The organism is Bartonella sp. HY328, assembly GCF_025449335.1.
GTDB lineage: Bacteria > Pseudomonadota > Alphaproteobacteria > Rhizobiales > Rhizobiaceae > HY038.
This window is the reverse complement of the sequence record NZ_CP104883.1, coordinates 1,356,985-1,381,239: the sequence shown is the minus strand read 5'-3', so window position 1 is coordinate 1,381,239 and position 24,255 is coordinate 1,356,985. Positions and strand designations below refer to the sequence as shown.

General features: G+C 38.8%; 23 protein-coding genes, 1 tRNA gene and 1 pseudogene. 12 read left to right on the top strand and 13 right to left on the bottom strand.

Annotated features, from left to right (window positions below):
- Positions 1–143: 143 nt before the first annotated feature.
- Positions 144–584, top strand: coding sequence for a VOC family protein (locus tag N5852_RS05835; RefSeq protein ID WP_262099476.1), 441 nt, complete (start codon positions 144–146; stop codon positions 582–584).
- Between the two features lie 77 nt (positions 585–661).
- Here N5852_RS05835 and gatA read toward each other — a convergent pair whose 3' ends face one another.
- The 5 genes from gatA to N5852_RS05810 all read right to left on the bottom strand — a co-directional run bounded on the left by gatA (position 662) and on the right by N5852_RS05810 (position 5,431).
- Positions 662–2,143 carry an Asp-tRNA(Asn)/Glu-tRNA(Gln) amidotransferase subunit GatA gene (gene gatA / locus N5852_RS05830; RefSeq protein WP_262099475.1) on the bottom strand — a complete coding sequence of 494 codons (1,482 nt, stop codon included), beginning with the start codon at positions 2,141–2,143 and terminating at the stop codon, positions 662–664.
- A gap of 100 nt (positions 2,144–2,243) precedes the next feature.
- On the bottom strand, positions 2,244–2,531 hold the full coding sequence (gene gatC, locus N5852_RS05825) for an Asp-tRNA(Asn)/Glu-tRNA(Gln) amidotransferase subunit GatC (RefSeq protein WP_262099473.1): 288 nt from the start codon (positions 2,529–2,531) through the stop codon (positions 2,244–2,246).
- A gap of 200 nt (positions 2,532–2,731) precedes the next feature.
- Positions 2,732–4,201 (bottom strand): cobyric acid synthase, encoded by a 1,470-nt coding sequence (locus N5852_RS05820; RefSeq protein WP_262099472.1) that lies wholly within the window; start codon positions 4,199–4,201, stop codon positions 2,732–2,734.
- A 321-nt stretch (positions 4,202–4,522) separates the two neighbouring features.
- Positions 4,523–5,194 (bottom strand): guanylate kinase, encoded by a 672-nt coding sequence (gene gmk / locus N5852_RS05815; protein ID WP_262099471.1) that lies wholly within the window; start codon positions 5,192–5,194, stop codon positions 4,523–4,525.
- A 30-nt stretch (positions 5,195–5,224) separates the two neighbouring features.
- A complete protein-coding gene (locus N5852_RS05810; protein WP_262099470.1) occupies positions 5,225–5,431 on the bottom strand; it encodes a hypothetical protein in 207 nt (68 codons plus the stop codon).
- Between N5852_RS05810 and lipB the strand changes: the two genes are divergently transcribed.
- The 7 genes and pseudogenes from lipB to N5852_RS05775 all read left to right on the top strand — a co-directional run bounded on the left by lipB (position 5,430) and on the right by N5852_RS05775 (position 12,306).
- Positions 5,430–6,164 (top strand): lipoyl(octanoyl) transferase LipB, encoded by a 735-nt coding sequence (gene lipB / locus N5852_RS05805; RefSeq protein WP_410004235.1) that lies wholly within the window; start codon positions 5,430–5,432, stop codon positions 6,162–6,164. The two genes, N5852_RS05810 and lipB, sit on opposite strands and share 2 nt — an antisense overlap.
- A 315-nt stretch (positions 6,165–6,479) precedes the next feature.
- A pseudogene (gene parE, locus N5852_RS05800) lies at positions 6,480–8,408 on the top strand (DNA topoisomerase IV subunit B); the annotation flags it as partial.
- A 115-nt stretch (positions 8,409–8,523) separates the two neighbouring features.
- Entirely contained in the window at positions 8,524–9,594 is a 1,071-nt protein-coding gene (gene mutY, locus N5852_RS05795; RefSeq protein ID WP_262099700.1) for an A/G-specific adenine glycosylase, read from the top strand.
- A gap of 130 nt (positions 9,595–9,724) precedes the next feature.
- A complete protein-coding gene (locus N5852_RS05790; protein WP_262099466.1) occupies positions 9,725–10,306 on the top strand; it encodes an NADPH-dependent FMN reductase in 582 nt (193 codons plus the stop codon).
- A gap of 155 nt (positions 10,307–10,461) precedes the next feature.
- The gene (locus tag N5852_RS05785) at positions 10,462–10,689 is read left to right on the top strand and encodes a hypothetical protein (RefSeq protein WP_262099465.1); all 228 of its coding nucleotides are present in this window, start codon (positions 10,462–10,464) and stop codon (positions 10,687–10,689) included.
- Between the two features lie 141 nt (positions 10,690–10,830).
- Positions 10,831–11,247: a MerR family transcriptional regulator gene (locus N5852_RS05780; RefSeq protein ID WP_262099463.1), complete on the top strand. Its 417-nt coding sequence runs from the start codon at positions 10,831–10,833 to the stop codon at positions 11,245–11,247.
- A gap of 51 nt (positions 11,248–11,298) precedes the next feature.
- Positions 11,299–12,306: an aldo/keto reductase gene (locus N5852_RS05775; protein ID WP_262099462.1), complete on the top strand. Its 1,008-nt coding sequence runs from the start codon at positions 11,299–11,301 to the stop codon at positions 12,304–12,306.
- Between the two features lie 368 nt (positions 12,307–12,674).
- Here the strand turns inward: N5852_RS05775 and N5852_RS05770 are convergent, their stop codons facing one another.
- Entirely contained in the window at positions 12,675–13,604 is a 930-nt protein-coding gene (locus N5852_RS05770) for an ankyrin repeat domain-containing protein (protein ID WP_262099461.1), read from the bottom strand.
- Between the two features lie 248 nt (positions 13,605–13,852).
- Between N5852_RS05770 and N5852_RS05765 the strand changes: the two genes are divergently transcribed.
- Positions 13,853–14,374: a hypothetical protein gene (locus N5852_RS05765; protein WP_262099459.1), complete on the top strand. Its 522-nt coding sequence runs from the start codon at positions 13,853–13,855 to the stop codon at positions 14,372–14,374.
- A gap of 340 nt (positions 14,375–14,714) precedes the next feature.
- Here the strand turns inward: N5852_RS05765 and N5852_RS05760 are convergent, their stop codons facing one another.
- A complete protein-coding gene (locus N5852_RS05760) occupies positions 14,715–14,924 on the bottom strand; it encodes a cold-shock protein (protein WP_262099458.1) in 210 nt (69 codons plus the stop codon).
- A 478-nt stretch (positions 14,925–15,402) separates the two neighbouring features.
- On the opposite strand from N5852_RS05760, the gene N5852_RS05755 reads away from it, so the two are divergent.
- Positions 15,403–15,933: a hypothetical protein gene (locus N5852_RS05755; RefSeq protein ID WP_262099457.1), complete on the top strand. Its 531-nt coding sequence runs from the start codon at positions 15,403–15,405 to the stop codon at positions 15,931–15,933.
- A 251-nt stretch (positions 15,934–16,184) separates the two neighbouring features.
- Here the strand turns inward: N5852_RS05755 and N5852_RS05750 are convergent, their stop codons facing one another.
- Positions 16,185–16,994 carry a hypothetical protein gene (locus tag N5852_RS05750; protein ID WP_262099456.1) on the bottom strand — a complete coding sequence of 270 codons (810 nt, stop codon included), beginning with the start codon at positions 16,992–16,994 and terminating at the stop codon, positions 16,185–16,187.
- 302 nt (positions 16,995–17,296) lie between these two features.
- Positions 17,297–17,386: transfer RNA gene (locus N5852_RS05745), tRNA-Ser, on the bottom strand.
- Positions 17,387–17,814: 428 nt separating this feature from the next.
- On the opposite strand from N5852_RS05745, the gene N5852_RS05740 reads away from it, so the two are divergent.
- Complete coding sequence (locus N5852_RS05740; RefSeq protein ID WP_262099455.1) at positions 17,815–18,906, top strand: serine endopeptidase; 1,092 nt, start codon at positions 17,815–17,817, stop codon at positions 18,904–18,906.
- 286 nt (positions 18,907–19,192) lie between these two features.
- A complete protein-coding gene (locus N5852_RS05735) occupies positions 19,193–19,600 on the top strand; it encodes a hypothetical protein (RefSeq protein WP_262099454.1) in 408 nt (135 codons plus the stop codon).
- Positions 19,601–19,711: 111 nt separating this feature from the next.
- On the opposite strand, the gene N5852_RS05730 is transcribed toward N5852_RS05735, so the two are convergent.
- From N5852_RS05730 to N5852_RS05715, 4 genes are all read right to left on the bottom strand, one after another.
- Positions 19,712–19,897 (bottom strand): YdcA family protein, encoded by a 186-nt coding sequence (locus tag N5852_RS05730; protein WP_262099453.1) that lies wholly within the window; start codon positions 19,895–19,897, stop codon positions 19,712–19,714.
- A gap of 204 nt (positions 19,898–20,101) precedes the next feature.
- Entirely contained in the window at positions 20,102–21,775 is a 1,674-nt protein-coding gene (locus tag N5852_RS05725) for an ATP-binding cassette domain-containing protein (protein ID WP_262099452.1), read from the bottom strand.
- 401 nt (positions 21,776–22,176) lie between these two features.
- Positions 22,177–22,809, bottom strand: coding sequence for an invasion associated locus B family protein (locus N5852_RS05720; RefSeq protein ID WP_262099451.1), 633 nt, complete (start codon positions 22,807–22,809; stop codon positions 22,177–22,179).
- Positions 22,810–23,130: 321 nt separating this feature from the next.
- Positions 23,131–24,240 carry a branched-chain amino acid aminotransferase gene (locus tag N5852_RS05715; protein ID WP_262099450.1) on the bottom strand — a complete coding sequence of 370 codons (1,110 nt, stop codon included), beginning with the start codon at positions 24,238–24,240 and terminating at the stop codon, positions 23,131–23,133.
- Positions 24,241–24,255: the final 15 nt, after the last annotated feature.

Sequence of the window (24,255 nt, the reverse complement as noted above, 5' to 3'; positions counted from 1 at the left end):
CCCCTTGTATTTTCCCATTTAGATCACAACCTTTATAGGGTTGGCGCTATTTGACTCTGTTTTTTAAAAAAAGATGAATGGTGGATGTCAACTTTCATCCATTTTGGATAAACCAACAATGTGATCTAATAAAGGAGCCGATTATGCGTTATCTTCATACAATGGTGCGCGTGCGCGATTTAGAACAATCTTTGCATTTTTATAAAAAATTATTCGGCTTATCTGAAACCCATAGAAAAGAAAACCAAGAAGGTCGTTTCACGCTGGTGTTTCTTGCCGCATTAGATGATCGTGAAGATGCTATGGCTGATAACTCGCCAGAATTGGAACTTACCTATAATTGGGATGATCAAGAATATGATAGTGGCCGCAATTTTGGCCATTTAGCCTATGAAGTAGATGACATTTATCAATTTTGCCAAAACTTAATGGATAATGGTATAGTAATTAACCGCCCACCGCGTGATGGCCATATGGCATTTGTTAAATCGCCGGATAATATTTCAATTGAAATATTGCAAAAGGGTAAGAGCCTAGAACCCATTGAGCCTTGGCTTTCGATGAAAAACACTGGCACTTGGTAAGGATTGCTGCAGGATAAAGCTTGTACCTTATAAAGAAAAAGGCCTTAAAAATTTAAGGCCTTTTTTTAATCTCGTTATTACCACCATTTGGTTGGTAGAAAATGGCCCGTTGCCTGTTCAATCACATGCGAAAGCTGGAACAAGGTTTCTTCACCAAAAGGGCGACCAATCAATTGCAATGATAAAGGCAAACCATCATTAGAAAGCCCAGCAGGTACAGTAATAGCAGGCAGACCAGCCATGTTAACCGTTACGGTGAAAATATCATTTAGATACATAGCAACCGGATCAGCTTTCAATTTTTCATCACCAATAGCAAAAGCTGCAGTTGGTGTTGCAGGTGCAAGAATTGCATCAATGCCTGCAGCAAATGAATCATCAAAATCCTTTTTGATAAGGCTACGTACTTTTTGAGCTTTAAGATAATAAGCATCATAATAGCCCGATGAAAGCACATAAGTGCCGATAAGGATACGGCGCTTTACTTCAGTGCCAAAGCCAGCAGAACGGCTATTTTCATACATTTCCTGAATATCTTTGCCCGGCACGCGCAAACCATAACGCACACCATCATAACGAGCAAGATTGGAAGATGCCTCCGCTGGTGCTACAATATAATAGGCTGGCAAGGCATATTTGGTATGGGGTAGAGAAATGTCAACAATTTCTGCACCAGCAGCTTTAAGCCATTCCTTGCCCTTATTCCATAATTCAACGATTTCAGGCGACATGCCATCAACATAATATTCTTTTGGAATACCAATACGCATACCTTTGACTGAACGGCCAAGCGCGGCCTCATAATCTGGCACTGCAATATTAACCGATGTTGAATCCTTAAGATCGTAAGATGCCATAGATTTTAGCAAAATAGCAGCATCACGCACATCTTTTGCAATTGGGCCTGCCTGATCAAGTGACGAAGCATAAGCAACCACACCAAAGCGCGAGCAACGACCATAGGTTGGCTTAATACCAACGGTACCGGTAAAGGCAGCAGGCTGACGAATAGAGCCGCCCGTATCGGTTGCAGTTGCACCAGCGCATAATTGTGCAGCAACACCAGCAGCAGAACCACCCGATGAACCGCCCGGCGCTAAAGCATCAGTTGAGCCATTTTTACGCCATGGATTAATTGCTGGGCCATAAAAGGATGTTTCATTTGACGACCCCATCGCAAACTCGTCCATATTGAGTTTGCCAAGCATTACCGCGCCATCATCCCAAAGATTGCTGGTAACCGTTGATTCATAACGCGGTTTAAAATCTTTAAGAATGTTGGAACACGCTTGTGTATGAGTATCATAAGTAGCAAATAGGTCTTTAATACCAAGAGGAATACCCTCTAGCGCACGTCCCTCGCCTTTTTGCAAGCGTTCGTCACTTGCCTTTGCCATATCAAGCGCTTTATCAGCCGTAACAGTAACATAGGCATTAAATGTTTCATTTGCGGCTTCAATATTGCTAATATAAGCCTTTGTCAGCTCGCTTGGCAAAAAATCGCCCGCCTTCATACGGTCGCGAGCTTCTGCAATGGTTAGAGCGGTTAAATCAGTCATAGTAAATCTCTCTTTTCGAGGTCTAACTATAAGGGATACAATCGTTTTACATCATATAAAATCAGATTGATCAGTTAGAAAAAATCCGGCTTTGATGTCTTTATTCAACAACTTTAGGAACGAGGAAAAAATTATCCTCAGTAAGTGGGGCATTGGCAACAATATCGCTCGCCTTATTACCATCGGTTACAATATCTTCACGCATAACAAGTGCCATTGGCGCGACCGATGTCATCGGCTCAACACCAGTTACATCCACTTCATTTAATTGTTCAACAAATCCCAGAATGGAATTTAGACCTTCACTCATTGCTTGAGCTTCGTCTTCACTTAAAGCGATACGTGCCAAATTGGCTACCCGTTTCACTGTCGACAAATCGACCGACATGCCATATCTCCTGATATTCTGGTATTCTTCACTAAATTGATAAAGATAAATTTATTAGATCCTATACATGCCTATGGCAATAAGTGCAATATTTGTCATTGTTTATCGCCAATAAAAGCACAAATTCTTGGCATTATTTGACGTCATTAGCCATTTAAAACCTAATATGCCATTGGACATTTTCAAAAATACGTAAAGTTTTAACGTGCAATAGCCAATAATTGGTCAATATTTACCGTCCTTTCAAGCTCTGCGGCAATATCATTTAAGGCATCATCAATAATGCTTTGTTGTGATACGCCTTGAGACAGCGCACCAAAACCACTTAAAAACTTTGAGCGAAAAACACCTTGATTAAATATCCCATGTAAATAAGTGCCCCAGATCTTTCCATCACGACTTGCGGCGCCATCTTGTTTTCCATCAAGATAAATAGAGCTATTCAAGCAATCATTGCCTAAAGTCTCACCAAGATGAATTTCATAGCCTTGAACCAAGCAATTATAGGTCCTATGAATGCCGCTAACATTGCGTGTTGTTTTGGTTTTGGTCATTTTAGTGGCAATATCCAATAATTTTAAACCAGCAATTTTATCTGCTTTACCTTCCACGCCATCTGCGTCTTCAATAATTTGGCCAAGCATTTGCAAGCCACCACAAATACCAATGACATGACCGCCCCTTGCTGCATGATCTTGAATAGATTTAGCCCAGCCATTTTCATGAAAAAATCGCATATCGGCAAGTGTTGCCTTGGACCCTAACAGCAAAATAATATCAACGTCACTTGGTATTGGCGCACCGTTTTTAAGCAAAATAAGATCAACCCAATCCTCGGACTTTAAAGGATCAAGATCATCAAAATTGGCAATATGCCGGCCAATAGGCACCACAAATTTTAGTTTTGCATGAGATTTAGCAGCACTTGCTTGGTGAAAATCCCGATCTAAAATGACGGAATCTTCAGCTGGAAGATTGGCAACAGCCTTCAACCAAGGTACAATCCCAAAGGATTGCCAGCCAGTAAAATTTTGAATTGCTGCAATGCCCTTATCAAAAAGGCTCAAATCACCACGGAATTTATTTATTAAAAAACCAGCAATTAAATTGCGGTCTTTTAGGTCTAATATTGTATGGGTTCCAACAATGGAAGCAATAACCCCGCCGCGATCAATATCGCCAACCAGAATCACCGGTACATTGGCGGCAGCGGCAAAGCCCATATTAGCAATATCATTTTGGCGCAAATTAATTTCCGCTGGTGATCCTGCCCCTTCAACAATGATAAAATCAGCAGTCTTTTGCAATTTTTGATAAGAATCTAAAACCGCATGCATTAATTGTTTTTTTAAAGCCTGATAATCACGGCCTTGTGCGGTTGTAGTTAACTTGCCTTGCACTATAACCTGCGAACCAGTTTCGCTTTGCGGCTTTAATAATACCGGATTCATATGGATTGACGGCTCAAGACCTGCGGCTATGGCTTGCAACCACTGCCCACGGCCAATTTCACCACCATCATTGGCAACAGCGGCATTATTTGACATATTTTGCGGCTTAAAAGGCGCAACTTTAATGCCACGCAAGTAAAGTGCACGGCAAAGACCGGCAACCAGAACAGTTTTCCCCACATCTGATCCGGTGCCTTGTAACATGATTGCGCGTGTCAAATGTCATTCCTATTGTCAATTTGAAAAACCACAAAAACTCTTCACCTATAAAATATGGCAAAAAAGTGCATTTCCCATGCAATAAAATGCAAAATTCATAAATATTTAAGCAATTGATAACTTCGAATTAACACAATTGCTTTATTTATCCTAATCGAAGGTTGCTTAAAGCTGCTTTCACACTCCGGATTTGGTACTGCGTACCGGAGTTTATTGCTTTCATAAGTGTTTGCGTATCATGAAAGCTTGTTGAGTATATGAAAACCGCGTTTATTCTTGTTTATTACAAGTATAGCGCGGTTTTATATTTATTATGATTATTTAAATTTCTTCTGTTATGAGTGAATCAATAAATTTTTGCATACCAGGACGGCGCGCGCGCTTTAATCGTTCAGCAACAATAATTGACTTTACTGCAGTAAGCGAAATGTTAAGATCTTCATTGACGATGATATAATCATATGAGTTCCAATGAGCTATCTCCTTGCGAGCATTTTCAAGCCGCATAGTGATAACATCTTCACTATCTTCAGCGCGCCGATGCAAACGCGCCATTAATTCTTTCATTGATGGTGGCAAAATGAAAATTGAAACAACATCATCAAGCATTTTTTCTTGTAATTGCGCCGCTCCTTGATAATCAATATCAAAAAGCATGTCATTGCCTTGCGACAATACCTGTTCAACACTATCGCGTAATGTGCCATAATAATTGCCATGCACTTCTGCCCATTCGGCAAGCTCATTATTATCACGGCGGCGCTCAAAATCTTTTACACTAATAAAATGATAATGAACACCATCAGCTTCGCTTGGGCGGCGTTGACGCGTTGTAACACTGACAGATAGTGCCAAATTCATTTCAGGGTCTTCGCGCAAGAGACGCGTAATCGTTGATTTACCCGCACCTGATGGCGATGATAATACCAGCATTAAACCACGGCGTTCAATTGCTTTATCAACTTTGGTTGCTGTATCTTGAGGTAATGTCATTTTTTGCCTTTTCTTTTTGTTAGAGCACACTTATTTTTTGTTAAAGCAATATTGTGCTCTAAATTCTTTATTTTGGCGCATTTTCCCAACGCAAGTTTTATCGCATTGTCCAAACGCAAAACTTGAATCAATCTTTGCTGGAAATGCCATAAGATTAGCCAATTTTTCCCCTAAAAAGCAAGCGTAACTGATATTTACACTGGCATTCTTAACAGGAACATCATAAATAAGAGCCATGACGCAAAATATACGCCCCAGTTTTCGTAACGATATTAAATACAGCTTTAAGCCACAAATTAACAATTCGCCGGTTGAATGGCGCATTGAAAGCGGCTTGACGGATTATCAATTTGCCTTAGACTTCATGCAAAAACGTGCAGAAGCTATCCGCAGCGATAATGCAAGAGAATTGATCTGGCTCGTTGAGCATCCACCGCTTTATACGGCTGGCACCAGCGCCAATATTAACGACTTGATTGCTCCTGATCGCTTCCCTGTTTATGATGCAGGGCGCGGCGGTGAATATACGTATCATGGCCCTGGGCAACGTATTGTCTATATTATGCTTGATTTGAAAAAGCGCCGCGAGGATATTCGCGCTTTTGTTGCAGCGATTGAGCAATGGATTATCGACACTTTGGCAGAGTTTAATATTAAGGGCGAGCGGCGTGAAGATCGCGTTGGCGTTTGGGTTGTGCGGCCGGAGCGCCCATCAACAATTATAGGGGAGCCTGCGGAAGATAAAATTGCCGCGATTGGCATCAGATTAAAAAAATGGGTAAGTTTTCATGGTCTTGCCATTAATGTAGAACCTGACCTCACCCATTATTCAGGCATTGTCCCCTGCGGAATTGCCAATCATGGTGTAACCAGCCTTGTGGATTTAGGCTTACCTGTCACCATGGATGATGTTGATAATGCCCTTGCAAAAACTTTTGCCGAGATATTTGGTGATATTGATAAACAATAAAGACCAAAGCTATCGCAATTTTGTTTTAAAATTGCTAAGAGCAATTGAGCTATTCAGCATGACAGAAGAAGCAGAAAGAATATGACCGATAAAAAAGACGATGACCTTTTCGCTACTTTCCCGCAAGATTTGAGTAAAAACAATATAAGAACTTTACAAGAACATAGAGAAAACGATACACTTATTGCAACTAGCGAACCGACAACATCAAAATCAGTTATTTCTGCGACAGATAAATCTGAACCATCCAAATTGGAAACATTTATGAGTAGTTTACCGCTTTCTAACACCAATGAGACCAAAGCAGAACAAGCCTATGATGCGTCAGCCATTCGTGTGCTTGAAGGTTTGGAGCCTGTGCGCCTGCGGCCCGGCATGTATATTGGTGGTACGGATTCCAAAGCACTTCATCATCTTTTTGCAGAAGTTATTGATAATGCGATGGATGAAGCGGTTGCTGGGCACGCTAATTTTATCGATGTAACCCTTGATGCCAATGGCTATTTGTCAGTTACTGATAATGGTCGCGGTATTCCCATTGAAAATCACCCACAAGTACCAGGTAAATCAACCCTTGAAGTTATTATGACCAAACTTCATGCTGGCGGTAAGTTTGACGGCAAAGCCTATGAAACATCCGGCGGTTTGCATGGCGTTGGTATTTCGGTTGTTAATGCACTTTCCGATGATTGCGAGGTTGAAGTTGCCCGTGGTCGTCGCCTTTATCGCCAGCGTTTTTCACGTGGGCTTCCCCTTGGTGGTTTAGAAGACCTTGGTGAAGTTCATAACCGCCGTGGTACGCGCGTAAGATTTCACCCCGACGCTGATATTTTTGGCACTAAAGCGCATTTTGAACCAGAGCGCCTTTATCGCATGGCACGCTCGAAAGCCTATCTTTTTGGCGGTGTGGAAATTCGGTGGAATTGCGATGCAAGCCTTTTGGATCCGAATAAGGAAATACCTGAAAAAGCAGTATTTCATTTTCCCGGCGGTTTAAAAGATTTTCTTGGTAATTCGCTTGGTAAAGATTTTAGAGTAACCCAAGAAATATTTTCAGGCAAAACCGATCAACGCGGTGGCCATGGCTCGGTTGAATGGGCAGTAGCTTGGTATGGCGGCGACGCCTATGTCCATTCTTATTGTAATACTATTCCAACAGGCGAAGGCGGCACCCATGAAGCAGGCTTGCGAATTGCTCTTTTGCGCGGCCTAAAAGGCTATGGAGAACTCATTGGCAATAAACGTGCTTCAATCATCACCACTGAAGATGTGATGATTTCAGCAGCAGCCATGCTTTCCGTCTTTATTCGCGAGCCAGAATTTGTAGGACAAACCAAAGATCGCCTAGCAACCACAGAAGCCCAGCGCATCGTTGAAAATGCCATACGCGATCCTTTCGACCATTGGCTTGCAAGCTCCCCACAAGAAGCGACCAAATTGCTTGAATGGGTGATTGAACGTGCCGATGAACGTTTGCGCCGTCGCCAAGAACGTGAAATCAATCGCAAAACCGCAGTGCGCAAATTGCGACTACCCGGCAAACTAGCCGACTGCACCCAAAATTCTGCCCTTGGCGCTGAACTATTCTTAGTTGAAGGGGATTCGGCCGGCGGCTCTGCTAAGCAAGCACGCAACCGCGCCAATCAGGCAATTTTACCATTACGGGGTAAAATCTTGAATGTCGCAAGTGCTGGCCGTGATAAATTAACAGCTAACCAGCTTATTGCTGATTTGGTGCAAGCACTTGGTTGCGGCACACGCTCTAAATATCGCGAAGAAGATTTACGCTATGAACGCATCATTATTATGACTGATGCTGACGTTGATGGCGCCCATATTGCTTCCCTACTTATGACATTTTTTTATCAAGAAATGCCAGCTCTTGTAACTGGCGGCCATCTCTATCTTGCGGTACCGCCCCTTTACCGTATTAGCCAAGGCGGCAATGTTGCCTATGCGCGCAATGATGCTCATAAGGATGAACTTATGAAAACTCAGTTTACTGGCCGTGGCAAAATTGAAATAGGTCGATTTAAAGGTCTTGGTGAAATGCGTGCCGAGCAGCTTAAAGAAACAACCATGAATCCAGCAAAACGCACACTTTTGCGGGTTTTAATTGATGATGAAAGTGTTGAAGCGACCAAAGAAACCGTAAGTGACCTTATGGGCACTAAGCCAGAAGCGCGTTTTCGCTTCATTCAAGAAAATGCTGCCTTTGCCGATACAGAAAGTCTTGACATTTAATAGGCAAGGCTGCCCATAAATAATGGGCAGTCCATTGTTATTTAATAAAGATGCGCAGCTGCCAAAAGCAGCTGCGCATCTTTCAATTAGTTCTAATCTCACCTATATCGATGCTATGGAAATATATGCAAAGCAATTATTGGATTGGTATGATAGGCACCATCGCGTGCTGCCTTGGCGTATTAGTCCCAAAGACGCACAAAATGGTTTAAAGCCTGATCCTTATAAGATTTGGCTATCGGAAGTGATGCTGCAACAAACAACCGTTGAAGCGGTAAAAGCATATTTTATCAAATTTATACAAAAATGGCCAAGGGTTGAAAATTTGGCCGCCGCATCACTTGATGATGTTTTAAAAGCTTGGGCAGGCCTTGGCTATTATTCTCGTGCACGTAATTTAAAAGCTTGCGCCGATAGGATTGTTAAGGATTATAATGGCATATTTCCCAGCACTATAATTGATTTGAAAAAGCTACCCGGTATTGGCGATTATACGAGCGCTGCCATTGCCGCCATTGCCTTTAATCAAAATGAAGCTGTGGTTGATGGCAATATTGAGCGTATTATCAGCCGGCTTTTTTGCATATCAACGCCGCTTCCTGCTGCAAAACCATTGATCCGTGAAAAAATGGCGCTTATTTCACCCAATGATAGGCCGGGGGATTTTGCGCAAGCGATGATGGATCTTGGTGCAAGCCTATGCAGCCCCAAACGGCCAAGCTGTTTTTTATGTCCTATCAACTCCAATTGCCAAGCTTTAGCACAAGGTGATCCCGAAATTTATCCGATTAAAGCTCCTAAAAAAGATAAGCCTTTACGGCAAGGGGCGGCCTTTATCTTATTGTCCAAAGAAGGCAATGTTTTTTTACAAAAGCGGCATGAAAAAGGCTTGCTTGCGCAAATGAGCGAAGTGCCAAATTATTTTGGTTTATTAGAAAAAAAACACGATCTCAACCAAGCACCAAGCAAAGCCAATTGGCATTATAGTGGTGAAGCAACCCATATATTTACCCATTTCCGTCTTGAAATGTCGGTTTATCTTGCCAATAATATTGATGAACAAAATTTCAAAAACGGTTGGTGGGTTGCAATTGATGATTTGCGTGATGAAGCTCTTCCAACGGTGATGAAAAAAATTATCGCAACTGCCCTGCCCGATGCTTTCAAAATAAAAAGAGCTGCATAGTTTGGCAAAATATTTCGGTATTTTTATCACAAACACATAAGCTCAATAAAACTTGATATTTTTACCATTTTCAAATCTGCGTCTCTCTAATTACATTCAGCCTTAATCAAAAATTTTTTGGAGTGAAGCATTGACCAAGCCTGTTTTACAAATCATTATCACAACAACAAGACCTGGACGAAAAGGTCCTGCCCTTGCCCAGTGGCTTTTGCAACATGCTCATGCAGACAGTCGCTTTGATGTTGAACTTGTCGATATTGCGGCGCTCAACCTGCCACTTTTTGATGAGCCTAACCATCCGCGCCTTGGCCAATATACCAAAAACCATACCAAATATTGGAGCAATATTGCTGCCCGTGGTGATGCGTATATTTTTGTCATTCCTGAATATGACCACTTGCCACCATCAAGTTTTATCAATGCAATTACCTATCTTTGCAATGAATGGGCCTATAAGAGCGTAGCCTTTTTAAGTTATGGCGGGGTATCAGGTGGCACAAGAGCTGCAGAAGCGGCGCGCCAGATGCTGACTGCTGTGCGTATGTACCCAATTTTGGATACAATTGCAGTACCTAATTATTATGAAAATCTTGGTGATGACGGTAGTTTCACCGGTAATAACTTGATTGAGAAAAGTGTAAAAAGTGTTTTAGATGAACTACATAAGGTTGAACAAGGTTTGAAAATCATTCGTAACTTAGATAAAAACTGATAAAATTTTAATTTTCGCTCCTGATGTGACTTTCGTCAGGAGCTATAGTCGGCGTTAGAACGGCGATGGGAAAGATAATCGATGGCAAAATTTATAGTGTCTGGTGTTATATAAACAATTGCTAGCCGTGCCGCGATTAAAGGCTATTTTTGTTTATGAGCGATCTTATTGAAACCGTTTATTTAAAGTCTGCCAAAAGGGGAGATGATGAAGGTATTATAAACGCTTCAATGAATTGGCCGTTAGAAGCCTTTGCCTATAAGCTTTTTACCACCAGTGGGCAGCGCATTTTAAGGTCTAGACTAAAGCAAACTTATATTACTCCAATTAAAAAATACTCAATTATATCAACTCAGCTACCCACATTGAATGATGTCAAGTGATCGTTTTTGAACGATTATTGATAACTAACCATCACTTTTCACTTAAAAACAGCATTAAAATAAATATGTAATTTTTTTATTTTACGCTTGACTTAGAGTATACTCTAAGCCGTAAATCTATATGCGTTGAAAGGATATGCAATGAAAATCGGTGAACTTGCACAACGCAGTGGTCTTTCCTGTCATACTATCCGCTATTATGAACGCATTGGGCTATTACCCTATGCAGACCGTGATGGCGGTGGTCAGCGTGACTATGATAAGGCCATTTTAACTTGGGTTTGTTTTTTAAAAAATTTAAAAGCAACAGGTATGCCGCTAGCACAAATGCTTGAATATGCGACTTTACGCGATAAAGGTGATGCAAGCATTACCGAACGACGGCAAACATTAGAACAGCACCGCAAAAAAGTTGCGCAAGATATCAAACAGTTGCAAGAAAATCTTCAATCGCTTGATAAAAAAATCATCGCTTACCAAACCATTGAGCAAGAAATAGAACAAGGCACAACCAATACAGATTTGGAAAGCCGCTTTAGACAACTTGCAAAATCCTGATCTTCCGGTGCTTCACAAGAAGCACTGAGCGTAACGAATGGAAGAAAAATCATGCAAAAGAGAGATCTTGGTAATTCAAAAGCTGAAATTAATACCGCCTTGCAAGTAAGTGCCTTGGGGCTTGGTTGCATGGGGCTGACTTGGGCCTATGGCGTTGTAGATCGCCAACAAGCTATCAACACTATTCATAGCGCCATAGAAAAGGGCATCAATTTTTTTGATACTGCCGATGTTTATGGCCCCTATACCAATGAGGAGTTGGTGGCTGAAGCGATAGGCAGGAAACGCGACAAGCTAATCATTGCCACCAAGTTCGGTCTTGTTAGAGGGCTTGATAATAATAATGGCAATAAGACCGTGAATGGCAGCCCTAATTATGTAAAATCGGCCTGCGAAGCATCACTAAAACGCCTAAAAACCGATTATATTGATTTATATTATATGCACCGCCTTGATCGTGATGTTCCTATTGAAGACACTGTCGGCGCAATGAAAGACTTAGTCGATGAGGGAAAGGTCCGCCATATCGGCCTTTCTGAAGTATCAGCAGCCACGCTTCGCCGCGCCCATAAAGTCCACCCATTAACCGCACTGCAAAGCGAATATTCGCTTTGGACGCGCGATATTGAAACCAATGGGGTTATGGATACGTGTAAAGAACTTGGTATTGGTATCGTGCCTTATGCGCCCTTAGGACGTGGTTTTCTAACGGGCAGTATTAAAACACCAGCTGACTTTACGGATAATGACTATCGTAAACATTCTCCCCGTTTCCAAGGGGAAAATTTTAACAAAAACTTACTTGTGGTTGAAAAACTTAAAGAATATGCAATTAAGCTAGGCATTACACCGGCGCAATTGGCACTTGCTTGGGTTTTAGCCCAAGGCGACCACATTGTACCAATTTTCGGCACCACCAAACCAGAACGGCTTAATGAAAATTTACACGCCTTGGATATTCAACTTGACGCAACCATCTGGCAAGAGATTAGCGCAATTCTGCCCCCTGCCCAAGGCGCTCGTTATCCTGACTATTCAAGCCATGAAATAGATAGCTAAGCTTTTTAAAAAGGTCTAATTTACTTTTATAGTGATCCAATATGGCCGAAAAAATAACTTAGAGCACGTTACCGTTTCTTAAAACCAATTGACGTGCTCTTAACAATTTTTCCTTTAAATTTTTTGTAAAAAGTGGCTTATATTTACAATTATTGGAAAATGTAAAACATCTTTCAGCGCCAAATAATGCGTGGCAATGCTAACCTTAACTTCAACAAATAGACAAAAAACACTTATTATAGCAAACAAAAACAGGCCTTACAGCATGTTTTAAGGTATGAGCAGGAACACTCTCTTTTCATAAAATTACTTATAAATAAATGCTTAAGTTTTATGGCTATTATTAAATAGCTTTAATAGATGCCGCATCAAAAGCCATTACAAACATCCCCCTCACCCTCATTTAAAATATCTTTCCAAGGGATAGGGCCATTAAAATGCTCTTGTGTTGCAATATCATCTTTATAATCATGGTGGTTACGCAAAATACGCATGGCAAATTTACGGTTAACAGCTTCTTTTTCAGGATCGTCAGGCCCTAGGGGAGTTAAATAAAGTAAGATTTTCTTCACATATTCCATATCAGCATGGTCATAATATCCTTTGCAAATAATTTCACGTAAAAGCTCTCTTGCTTCTGGGTGACTGTTAATGCCAGAAAGAGTTAGAACCGCAGCCATGCCATTGGCATCCATTACCAATGGATCAGCCCCTGCATCAAGTAACATACGTGTACCTTTATAATTTCCTATAAGGGTTACATGCCAAATTAAACTTTGCCCCTTATCGGCAAAACGATAATTGGGGTCCCCACCATTTTTAAGATAGATACGGATTAATTCTGCCATATATTCATAGCCTTCATCTGAAAGATCATCACTTCCAGGAAAGCCCAGATAATATGGTAAATTTAATCTGCTTCTTCGGTTTGAACGTGCAACCATATATGGGTCAGCACCGGCTTGTAACAAAATATCAACGGCTTTTGTATTATGCATCGCCAAGGCATGAAACAAAAATGTTATATCTTCACCATAGCGCGCATTAACTGAACCATCAGGTAGAGCTTTCACTTCCTCTAAGCTTATAGGCTCTTTGCGCTCAATCTTACGTGCCAAAGCATAAATAGCAGGATCTGCATCTTTGAAAAGCAGCCCTGTCCTTGATGTTGCATCTTTTGTTGCCCATGCTTCTATACTATTTTGCTTTGCCTTAGGCGCTTCTTGCGCTTTTAGCCCGCTTGATAAATTTACGTAAAAGAAGCCAAATAAAAAAATAAAAAACAATCTTCCAAGCATTAGAGCGTTTTCCGAAAAGTGTGAAGCGGTTTTCGGACAAAAAACGCGGTGTAAACAATGGATTAGAGCGCCGATCTGATCCAGTCAGATCGAAAAGCGCTCTAATATACCTTTATTAAGTTTAGCAATGAGACAATAGACAAAAATACTAGATCATAACCGTTGATATAGGCCAATAAAGCATATTATCGATAAAATTATTATTATATATATGGTGCTAATAATAATACGTTTACAATGAGGAATATATGAAAAAGATTATCTACACTTTTTTAGCACTATTTATATTCAATAGTTCAGCTTTGGCTAATAATTGGTCAGCTGAGGAAAAGAACGAAATGATTAAAGCATTTTCTATTAGCTTTAGTGCATTTGAAAAAAAAGATGCTGCTGGTGTCTTTGCGTTGCATCCCCCCAAATATATTGCCTATCTTGCTAAAGAACAAAATCTGGAAGTAAGTGCTTTTGAAAAAAAAGCAAATCAAGATATTAATAGAAGTTTTCAGATTACTAAATCCATCACCTATGAAATAAACACAAAAAACAATAAAAAGGATATTGAGTATTTACAAACAGCAGGGGGTGAAAAATACGCAATTATCAATTATACGAGCTATGCAATCTTTAACGAGGGCGACAAAGATAGCTTTAGCGATCAAGCTGTTGCGGTAAAAATTGACGGCAAGTGGTATTTTCTTGAACGTAATTCTAACACAATTACAATACTAAAGGCTACCTATCCGCAATTCAATGATATTAAAAATCCATAAGAAAAATTTTACACTTAAAGCAGTACTCACAAAAATTAGCTCAATTTTTGTGAGTAAATCCAAGTCTGATAGGTAAATAATGCGCGCAAATAAGGGGCTTATCGCTTTAATTTAATAAAAGTGATATTTGGGCACATCTTTCAGCTTAAATACAAGTTAAAGAACAAAAGCGATATAAGCCTTGCACTGCTATCATCATTAATACAAATGTAGCAGCGATATCTATTAAAATTGAAATAGGTCAATAAAAAAGGCCAGACAATCCGTCTGACCTCACGTCGTTATCTTATTTTCAACAATGCCAGTACATCCGTGGTCATTGGAAAACAGATAGCAATATTTAAGCAGCTGCTAGGTTGCAAGCAGACATTTTGCCTGAACGCTTATCTTGCTGCATGTCATAGCTAACAGCTTGACCTTCATTAAGTTCGCGCATACCAGATTGTTCTACTGCACTAATGTGAACGAAAACATCTGCGCCGCCATTATCTGGCTGAATGAAGCCGAAGCCTTTGGTTGAGTTGAACCATTTAACTGTGCCTGTGGTCATAATAAACCCTTTCATAGCAATAAGAGACAAATGCAAAAACTGCATTTTTATACCGATTTTTGAGAAGAGGGAAAATTATGACGCATAATGCGAAAAAGAAACAACTCGAAAAAAAATATCGTCATTCATAAATATAGTATATTTATTGATATGTCAATAAATTTTTGTTGTTTTAAATATAAAAAAACATTGAGATAATTTATATTTTAATCACTTTTATTTCACTCTTCTAGTTTTAAAATGGTAAAATTTGTGCGTTTCACTATATTGTTAAAAAACCTTACTCATAAAAGCGCCCTCACTGTCATGCTTTGTATGTTTTAAAAACTTAAGAATGCAGATTTCATACGCACCGAAGACCGATATTATTGAGTTAAATAAAAACATCCAAACGACAGCAAGCTAAAATTTTTTTTAGCTATACAGCCTATAATTCTATTGCTATCCATACTAATTATATATCATCGCGAGGAAAGATATGAAAAAGATTATCTATGTTATATTTGCGTTTTTGCTGTTCAATAGTCCAGCAGTTGCAGCTAAGTGGGAGGACAGCACTAAGACAGAATTGCAAGAGGCTGCCGCCCATTGGTTCCATGGATATGAATTGAAAGATGCCAATAGAGTTGTGGCCACTACCCCTCCCGGATTTATGCGATATACCGCATATAAGCGTCAGATTATTCCATTAAAAATTGAAGCGCATCTGCGAGAGGAAATGCAGCAAAGATTTGACGATATAAAATCAATTAAAATTGACTTTGATCCAGAAAAAATTGTCTATCGTAAAACTTCTAATGACAAATTATATGCCCTTATACCTTATAACTCACATATCGTTTCAATTGACAATAAAACATCAGATGCAAAGCTTGTAGTAATAGCATTTCAAGTCAGTGGAATTTGGTATTTTACGGACATTCAAGATCCAGAAGCTAAGGACAGTTTGTTGACCATTTACTCCTATTTTAAGGATGCTGACTTAACAATTCCCGACAGCACGCAATAATTCTTGGCTTTATGCCCTTTATTAAATGAAATAACACAAAACCGTACAATACAACAGAAAAGCAAAAAGCAACGCGGATAGCCGATAGGCTTTTTTTAACGATTTTACCTGTAGCTGTTTTGTGCCCTTCCCGCATGCTTATATTTTGCGCCTCCCTTTTTCTTCAAATCACAATCTGAAAAAATAAAATTATCAGCGTGATAGGAATAGAAAGAGAGGCAACTAAATTGCAATTTAAAGAGATGTTATAGTTATTGGGGCGATTTTATTGGTATTGGAAGTTCACGCCTATCGAGGTAAAAGCCACATACGTGCCCAACACGATCAAAGGGTTGGATTACAAAATTTTCTGCATCATTAAAAATTATCGCATCTTTAGGGGCGGATAAAAAAGCTTGCTTCATAACATCCTCTGCAGCTTTGGTCTCCTTATTCCGCAATGCTGAGAATATGAGCGAGCACATGTGGATATAGTCATCTTTTTTAATTTCATCCATAGGCAATAGAGAAACCATATCATCACCAATCGTTAATGTCGTGTTATTTACAGCTAATTGGCATTTATTGTACAAAAGACAGCTATCATCTGTCACTGGCCTCCAAGCAATATTGAGCCGATTAAATAGCTCAGTAATACGAGTAAATGCAGGAATATTATTCAAATTATTGCGGGTGGGTTTATTAAATGATCTATCCAACAAAAAACTATCATTTTTATTATTTTGAAGGGCAACCTTATCTCGAGATTTTTGAGCCATAACTATAAAATCCTCGACCTTATCACTGATCCAAGACATATAAACAGGACGCTCAATCTGGTTTGCTATACGATATTGTTTCAGATTTTCAAAGCCTTGGCTTAAAGCTTCGTTTCTATCATTAGCTATAAGGAGACCAATATAAAATGGTACAGAAAGGAATAACCATAAAAGGAGAAAAACGCCCCTTTTCTTTTTTGCAGTGAAAATGATTGAATAAACCGCAAAAATAAATATCAAGCTAATAATTCTCGTAAATAATTGCGGAGAAATAGACATTAATAATTGCTGAGAAATAGACATTCTAACTAACCTTAATCAATCTTAACTTACCTTTAGCGTAGCTTTTCGACTCCATTACATAGTTTTAAGCAATTTTCCTATTATTACTTCACTTTACGATATTAGTTTTTATAAGAAATAAGGCCTTCGTCAGCATTATAATAAGATAAAAGGAAATTTGATTGCAATCTTCCAGTCAAACCAGTGATGCTAATGGGGAGGTAAATAAATTTTGCCAAATAGTAAAATGCACTGAAATAGAAGTGCCAATAAATCGATTATTTTACTAAAAAATAGGCAAATATTTGGTTGATAAATATTTATGGCGGTGAGAGAGGGATTCGAACCCTCGATACGGTTTCCCGTATACACGCGTTCCAGGCGTGCGCCTTCAACCACTCGGCCACCTCACCATTGAGGCGGCAATATAGCCATAATTTTCTTTTACACAACCCCTAAATTTGAAATTATTGCATTATTTAACTTTCTTTTTAGAAAATCTCTTAATAAACTTAAAAACCATCGGTAACAACCACAGAAAAATTAAATAAAACAGTTACTTAGCTATTAGCCTATAATTTACATCTTTTAAACCCAATTTAAATTAACTGCTTATGTTTCAGCTAGAATAGTGCTATTTCGCGCTTTAGAGCTTTTTTGTAAAAATTGAATCAATTTCCGCTTGTCTTCAATATGCCAAATTACAAGATTTAAGACGCGTTATCGCTTCACCGATAATAAATGCTGTTTAACAGATTTTTTGCAGTAAGTTAAAATAACACTTGCATTTTCTTTAATTATTGAACATTGTTCATTAACTAAAAAACTTTGGAGCTGTAAAATGAAAAAGTCTCAACGCTGGACTGAAAAATGTTTCAAGCTATTTCTTTGGATGCTAACTTTAGTTTTCGCATGGTTTCTATTGCAATTAGGTTCCAATATTATTGCCGATTTGCCGAAAATTGAAGCAACACTTTCAGTTGATGATTTTGTTGATAAGGAAGCCATTGCACAATTAGAAGCGCGGCGTGATCTTCCCCGTTCTGAAATGCAGCAACAGCAAGACATATTACAAGCACTTCAAGAAAAAGTTGAGCTAAGTAACGAATTATATAAATCAAGTAAGACAGAATTTGATAATTGGTTAGAAACACGGCGCAGCATACAATCTGCTTCACAAGACAATCAATTAATCGCACGGACAAATGACCTAAATGCCTTACAACAGGCTAAACAAAAAGCCGAGCATGACTATAAAATTCAGCAAGGAAAAGTACAAGCTGCCCAATTTGCATATAATAGTGTTGATCATGAAATTGATGAGGAAATATCCAAGCACTATTCAATTGCCACAACTACATTAGAAAAGACTGAGGCTTGGCAAGAATTAAAGGTCTTTTTCTATCGCCTAGCCTTAACACTACCTTTGCTGGTTATTGCGGGCTGGGCCTATATTCAAAAACGCAAAACAGATTACTGGCCATTTGTTTGGGGCTTTATAATATTTGCTTTATTTAGCTTTTTTGTTGAGCTGGTGCCATATCTTCCAAGCTATGGTGGTTATGTGCGCCTTATCACAGGTATAATATTATCGATTATCATCGGCATTTATCTTATTCGTGCGTTTAAAAACTATCTGCGTAATATAAAAGAACTAGAAACCGAACCAGAAACGCAACGCCGCAATAAGATCGATTATGATATGGCCTTAACCTTTTTGCAAAAAGAGCGTTGCCCTGGCTGCGAGCGCAATATTCACCTTAAAGACGAAAAAACGGATTTTTGTCCACATTGCGGCCTACATATTTTTAGCCACTGCAATAAATGTCATAGTCGTAAAAGCAATTTTTCACCGTTTTGCTTTTCGTGTGGCACGTCATCTTATGCAAGTACAGATAATAAATTCGGCTGCACACATGTTGAAAATATTTAAATTCACGTTATGCTACCAATAAAATTGCCCAAACTAATTGAGATAATTATAACTTTTAGTTTGGGCTATTGCATATCGATTTTATTGCTAATTTTTATTTGATTTATATTGTTAAGCATATAAAAATACTTTACCAATACTCATTAGAGCGTTTTCCGAAAAGTGTGAAGCGGTTTTCGGACAAAAAACGCTGGTAAACAATGGATTAGAGCGCCGATCTGATCCAATCAGATTGGCGCTCTAACGTACCTACTACTACCATTTTTCCAAAAAAGGGGCGGAGTCCATGCATCAAAATCCCGATCTTGTAAAAATTGCAACCGGGTTCGGCTCCTTGGACAGCTATGCTTTAAAAGCCTTTCTTAATAGCTATGGCATTGAGGTAATGTTAGATAATAGCTATTTTTCTGCGGCATTGCCTCATTATGTTTATGCAACCAATGGCATGAATATGTGGGTGTTTGCCAGCGATTGGCCAATTGTTAAAAACTTAATTGAAGACTATAGGAACGATAATCAGCAAGGACAGGATTTAGGCTATTTCGCCACATCAAACAATGTAGCTTTTATATTTCTATGGATTGTTTTGATGCTTTTATGCTCAACTCCACCACCAGCTAGGGGTGTGTATTTTACCCGACCTGAAATGATTACGCGTATATTAATGGATGAAGAAGATGGGCAGGCAACATAAAACAACTCATCTTCTTTGGCAAAATTCCATCATCCTATAACAAAGTGAATTTATCTTTTTGCAAATATACTGCTTATGGCAATCGCTCTGATAGCTTAATATGCCGCTTAATCAGCGACTGCATTTTTGCTTAGATTTACTGGTCGATCCGTCATTACAAAGAAATTTGCCATCACTCGTGCATTGCTTTACGCCGCCCTTTTTACCACTGCAAGGTGTGTTAGCGCTAAAAGCAGGCAGAATGGCAAATGAAAAAATGGCAATGATTGCAAAAACTCTTTTTAAAATATCCGTCATGATTTATCCCCCGATTAACTCGATCTATTGATTAAAGATGGTTTAAAAAAAATAATCAATAGCTGGCTTTGCCCCCTTAGCTTTATACCTTAAAAATTTGCATTTAGAGCGTTTTTAGAAAAGTGTGAAGCGGCTTTCGGACAAAAACGCGGTGCAAACAATGGATTAGGGCGCTAATCTCATCCAATCAGATCGAAATGCACTCTAATGTTTAATAAAATTGCCATCAACAAGCTCATATATTTTATCGCTATAATCAAGCAATTGCGCCCGATGGCTAATGCTAATAATTATTTTATCGGCAAAAACTTTATATATTTGGTCGTAAACAAGTTTTTCCGTCGATAGGTCTAAGCCTGAAGTCACTTCATCCAATATTATAATATCGGGATTACGCAGAAATAGCCGCGCAATTGCCAAACGCTGTTTTTGTCCACCAGATAATATATCGCCATTGTGGCCAAGCTGCGTTGCCATAGCATTGGGCAATGCGCATAGCTCGTCATAAAGGCCTACCATTTTAACGGCAGTTTCCATTTCAAAAACCGTTGCATCTGCTTTAGCAACTTGCAAATTAAAATAACTGCTCGCATTGAAAATGTAGCTATTTTGAGTGATAATGCAAATCTTATCACGCAGATCTAAAACAGATAAGTCCATCGCATCAATATCCGATAAAAACAATGTACCGCGTTTTTTTGTATCTAAGCCATATAAAATTTTTGCAAATGTGGATTTGCCAATACCACTTTGGCCAATAAGTGCAATTTTATCACCTTTGTTAATATCAAGTGACATATTTTTAAAAATAATATTTTCAGATCCGTTATGAGCATAAGAAAAATTGACGAAGCGGATATTTTCAATGGTTTTCAGCTGAACGCTTTTTTGAAGATGACACTCATTAAAATCAACTTCGTCCATAAAGTGAAATAGCGCCGAAAAAGATTGGCGAAGAGCTGTATAAACACCACCAATCTGCTCAATGGGCATGATAAGCATCATCAGATAGCCATTCATCATAATGAAATATTCAATGCCTTGCGGCCCATAGACCACTTTTCCATAACTGTAAATTAAAACAATATTACCAAATAAAAAGACTAAAAGATAATTGATAAAGCTTAAACCGATGTAACACCTAAAATAGGGCTTTTGCACTGTAAGGTCATCTGCAAGTTTAGCCTTGAAGGAATGTGATAGGATTTTGAATGTATTAAACCTTACCGCAACATTAATATTGTTTAAAAAGTCTTCCAATAAATCATAAACAGAACGGCCAGACTCCATTAATTTGAGCTTGTAGCGAACAACAATCCTCGAAAAATAGATTTGAATAAGCATATAAGCAATGAGATAAATATAAATAACAAATAAGAATATATATTGTTGTAAAAAAAATAAAATAACCGATGAAATGATAAGCTGACAAAACGGGATCAATATTTGTGAAGTAAGGTGATTATATATAATATATATTTCATTATTAACTTGGTTAATATGACTGGCTACCCGTGCTGGCGTTTTATATAGGGATTGATCGTCACTATTTTTATTATAATGATCAAAATATGTATCCGTGACAAAGCCATAATTTTCAGCCCTGATTTTTGCATTAAGATAGGTAATAAAAGGGCTCATCAAACGCGCAAGGCCAATTATTGTAACAAAGGCAATAATCTGGGCAATGATGAATGAGGAATTGCTGTCACTTTTGATATTTTGTAAATTCTTTATAATTGTTGCAAGCAATATTGGTGCATAAGATGAAAGCAAAGCTATAAAAATAGAAATAATAAGAATTATTGTTAAATAGCGCAAACCCTTGCGACCAAAAGATTTTATCAGTAAATGAACTAGACTTTTGTGCCTATGCAATCCCCTACCCCTTAACATATTTTAGAGACCGAATTTTTAAATTTGAGCAAAATATATAAAAAATTTTAATGTGAACAAAAAATCAGGCCTAAGAAGTAATTGATTTACAAGTTTTTTCAACAAAATTATAGCATTAACCTGCCTATATCTTAAAAAAAGCTTTAACTTAAAAAAACTCTAATAAGTATATTACCAATTTTTAGCTTTGCTCCTAGCAGCTTTGGCTATTTTATTTGACTTATTTCCATAAAGTACTGGGTTCCACCCTTAAGCTATTTGGCAATCATACGATAAAGGCGATTATTATACAAAAAAGGGAAGCCCAATAAAGTGCTTCCCTTTTTTAAATACCGTTAAAATGCCATCATTAGCCAAGTTTAACCAAAGCTAACGCGATTATTTTAGTTGGCGTTCTTTGCTTTTTCTTGAGCTTCACGCATTTTATCGTCTTGCTCTTGTTGCTTGTCTTGAATTGCTTTTTGCAGTTTTTCCTGCTCAGCTTGGAAATCCTGCTCACGCATGCCAGGGCCGTCAAAGATTTTAGCAAAACCAGTAAGCGATACTTCTAAAGGATTAGGAGCGCCTTGGAAGTTTACAGATGTCACAGTAAGCTTTGTGCCTTTTTTCATCTGGGCAACAAGCTCATCACTCAAAACATCATTAGCAATACAAGTTGGTCCATTACAGATCATGTATGGAATGGTCTTTTCAGCATTACCATCCACTTTAACCTTAATGCCTGCAGGAATAAGACGGCCAGTTGGCACTTGGATACCAATACGCTTTTGGCTCTTGCCACCTTCTTTAACTTCAATAAGATTAAGCATTGTCAAATATTGGCCTGTTTCAGACACAATATTATTCATTGTATTACAAATGCTAATTTTTTCTTTTTTTTCATTTTGCTGTTCGCTACAAACCTTGTTCCAGCCTTCCATAGCACTTTGTGCCGATGCGGGAACCACAAAAGCGGCAAGCAATGCAGCAGCGCTGGCAAACAACGACACAGTGGTAAGAGTTTTTGCTATCGGCATAATAAAGTATATCCTTTCAACATTTGATATTTTGTGGCCGAAACCATATTTAAGAATTCCTGCAATCGAATTAGGGCAATAGCATGACAAGCCCTATCTTCCAAGGTAATACAACAATTTAAAGGCTTTTTTATAAAATTTTATTCCCACAAGGCATATATCAACAATAATATTAAGCGCCAAACCCGTTTCAATAAAGAATTGAAAAGAAAACAGAAAATTATAAAATTCTCAATAATAGAAATTACGACTATTACTGAGAATTTAACAGGGCGCAGGTCTAAAACTAAAACCTTGCTTTTAAAAAAGCTCTAGCATCAATTAAGCTACGATTTTAACCCAATTATGCGGATCAACCTCTTCGCCGCGCTGAATATGCACCAATTGATTACGCAAAGCACGGGTGATATCGCCCGTTTCATTATTATTGACAACAAATTCACCACCTTCATAACGAATTGTGCCAATCGCCGTAATAACCGCCGCGGTGCCACAAGCAAAAACTTCTTTTAACTTGCCACTTGCCGCGTCATTCTTCCATTCATCAAAAGAATAAAGACGTTCTTCAACTTTTAAACCATTATCATGGGCAAGCTGGATAAGCGATGCACGGGTAATTCCTGGCAAAATAGTACCAGTAAGTGGCGGTGTCACCAATACATTACCTTCATGAACAAAAAAGATATTCATGCCGCCAAGTTCTTCAACCCAACGGTGTTCAGCCGCATCTAAAAACACCACCTGATCGCAGCCCTTGTCATAAGCTTTTGCTTGTGCTGCAAGACTAGCGGCGTAATTCCCACCGCATTTTACTGCGCCAGTACCACCACGCGACGCGCGGGTCAATGTTTCTTCAACCCAAACGCTAACTGGTTTGCCTTCACCTTTAAAATAAGCACCGACAGGGGAAGCAATAACGCAAAAAATAAAACTATGGGCAGGACGCACCCCAAGAAAACTTTCATTGGCAAACATGAAGGGACGCAAATAAAGGCTGCCATCTTCTTCTGTTGGTATCCAATCCTTGTCAATTTTTACAAGCTGCTCAACAGCTTCAAGAAAAATATTTTGAGGTAAAGCAGGCATCCCCATACGAATGGCTGATTTTTCCATACGCTTTGCATTTTGATCTGGCCGAAACAATGTAACCTTGGCATTATTACCATCAGTATTGCGATAAGCCTTCATGCCTTCAAATATTTCTTGCGCATAATGTAATACGGCACCAGCAGGATCCATTTCAAAGGGCTTACGCGCGCAAATTCGTGCATTATGCCAACCCTTTTCACTGCTCCATTCCACCACAGCCATGTGATCTGAGAAGACTTTGCCAAAACCTGGATTCTTTAAAACTTCCTCACGCTCAGAAACTCCAACTGGATTTTCATTGGGAAGTATCTGAAATGTAAGATCCGAAGACGCCGTAGCCATTTTTAAATACCTTAT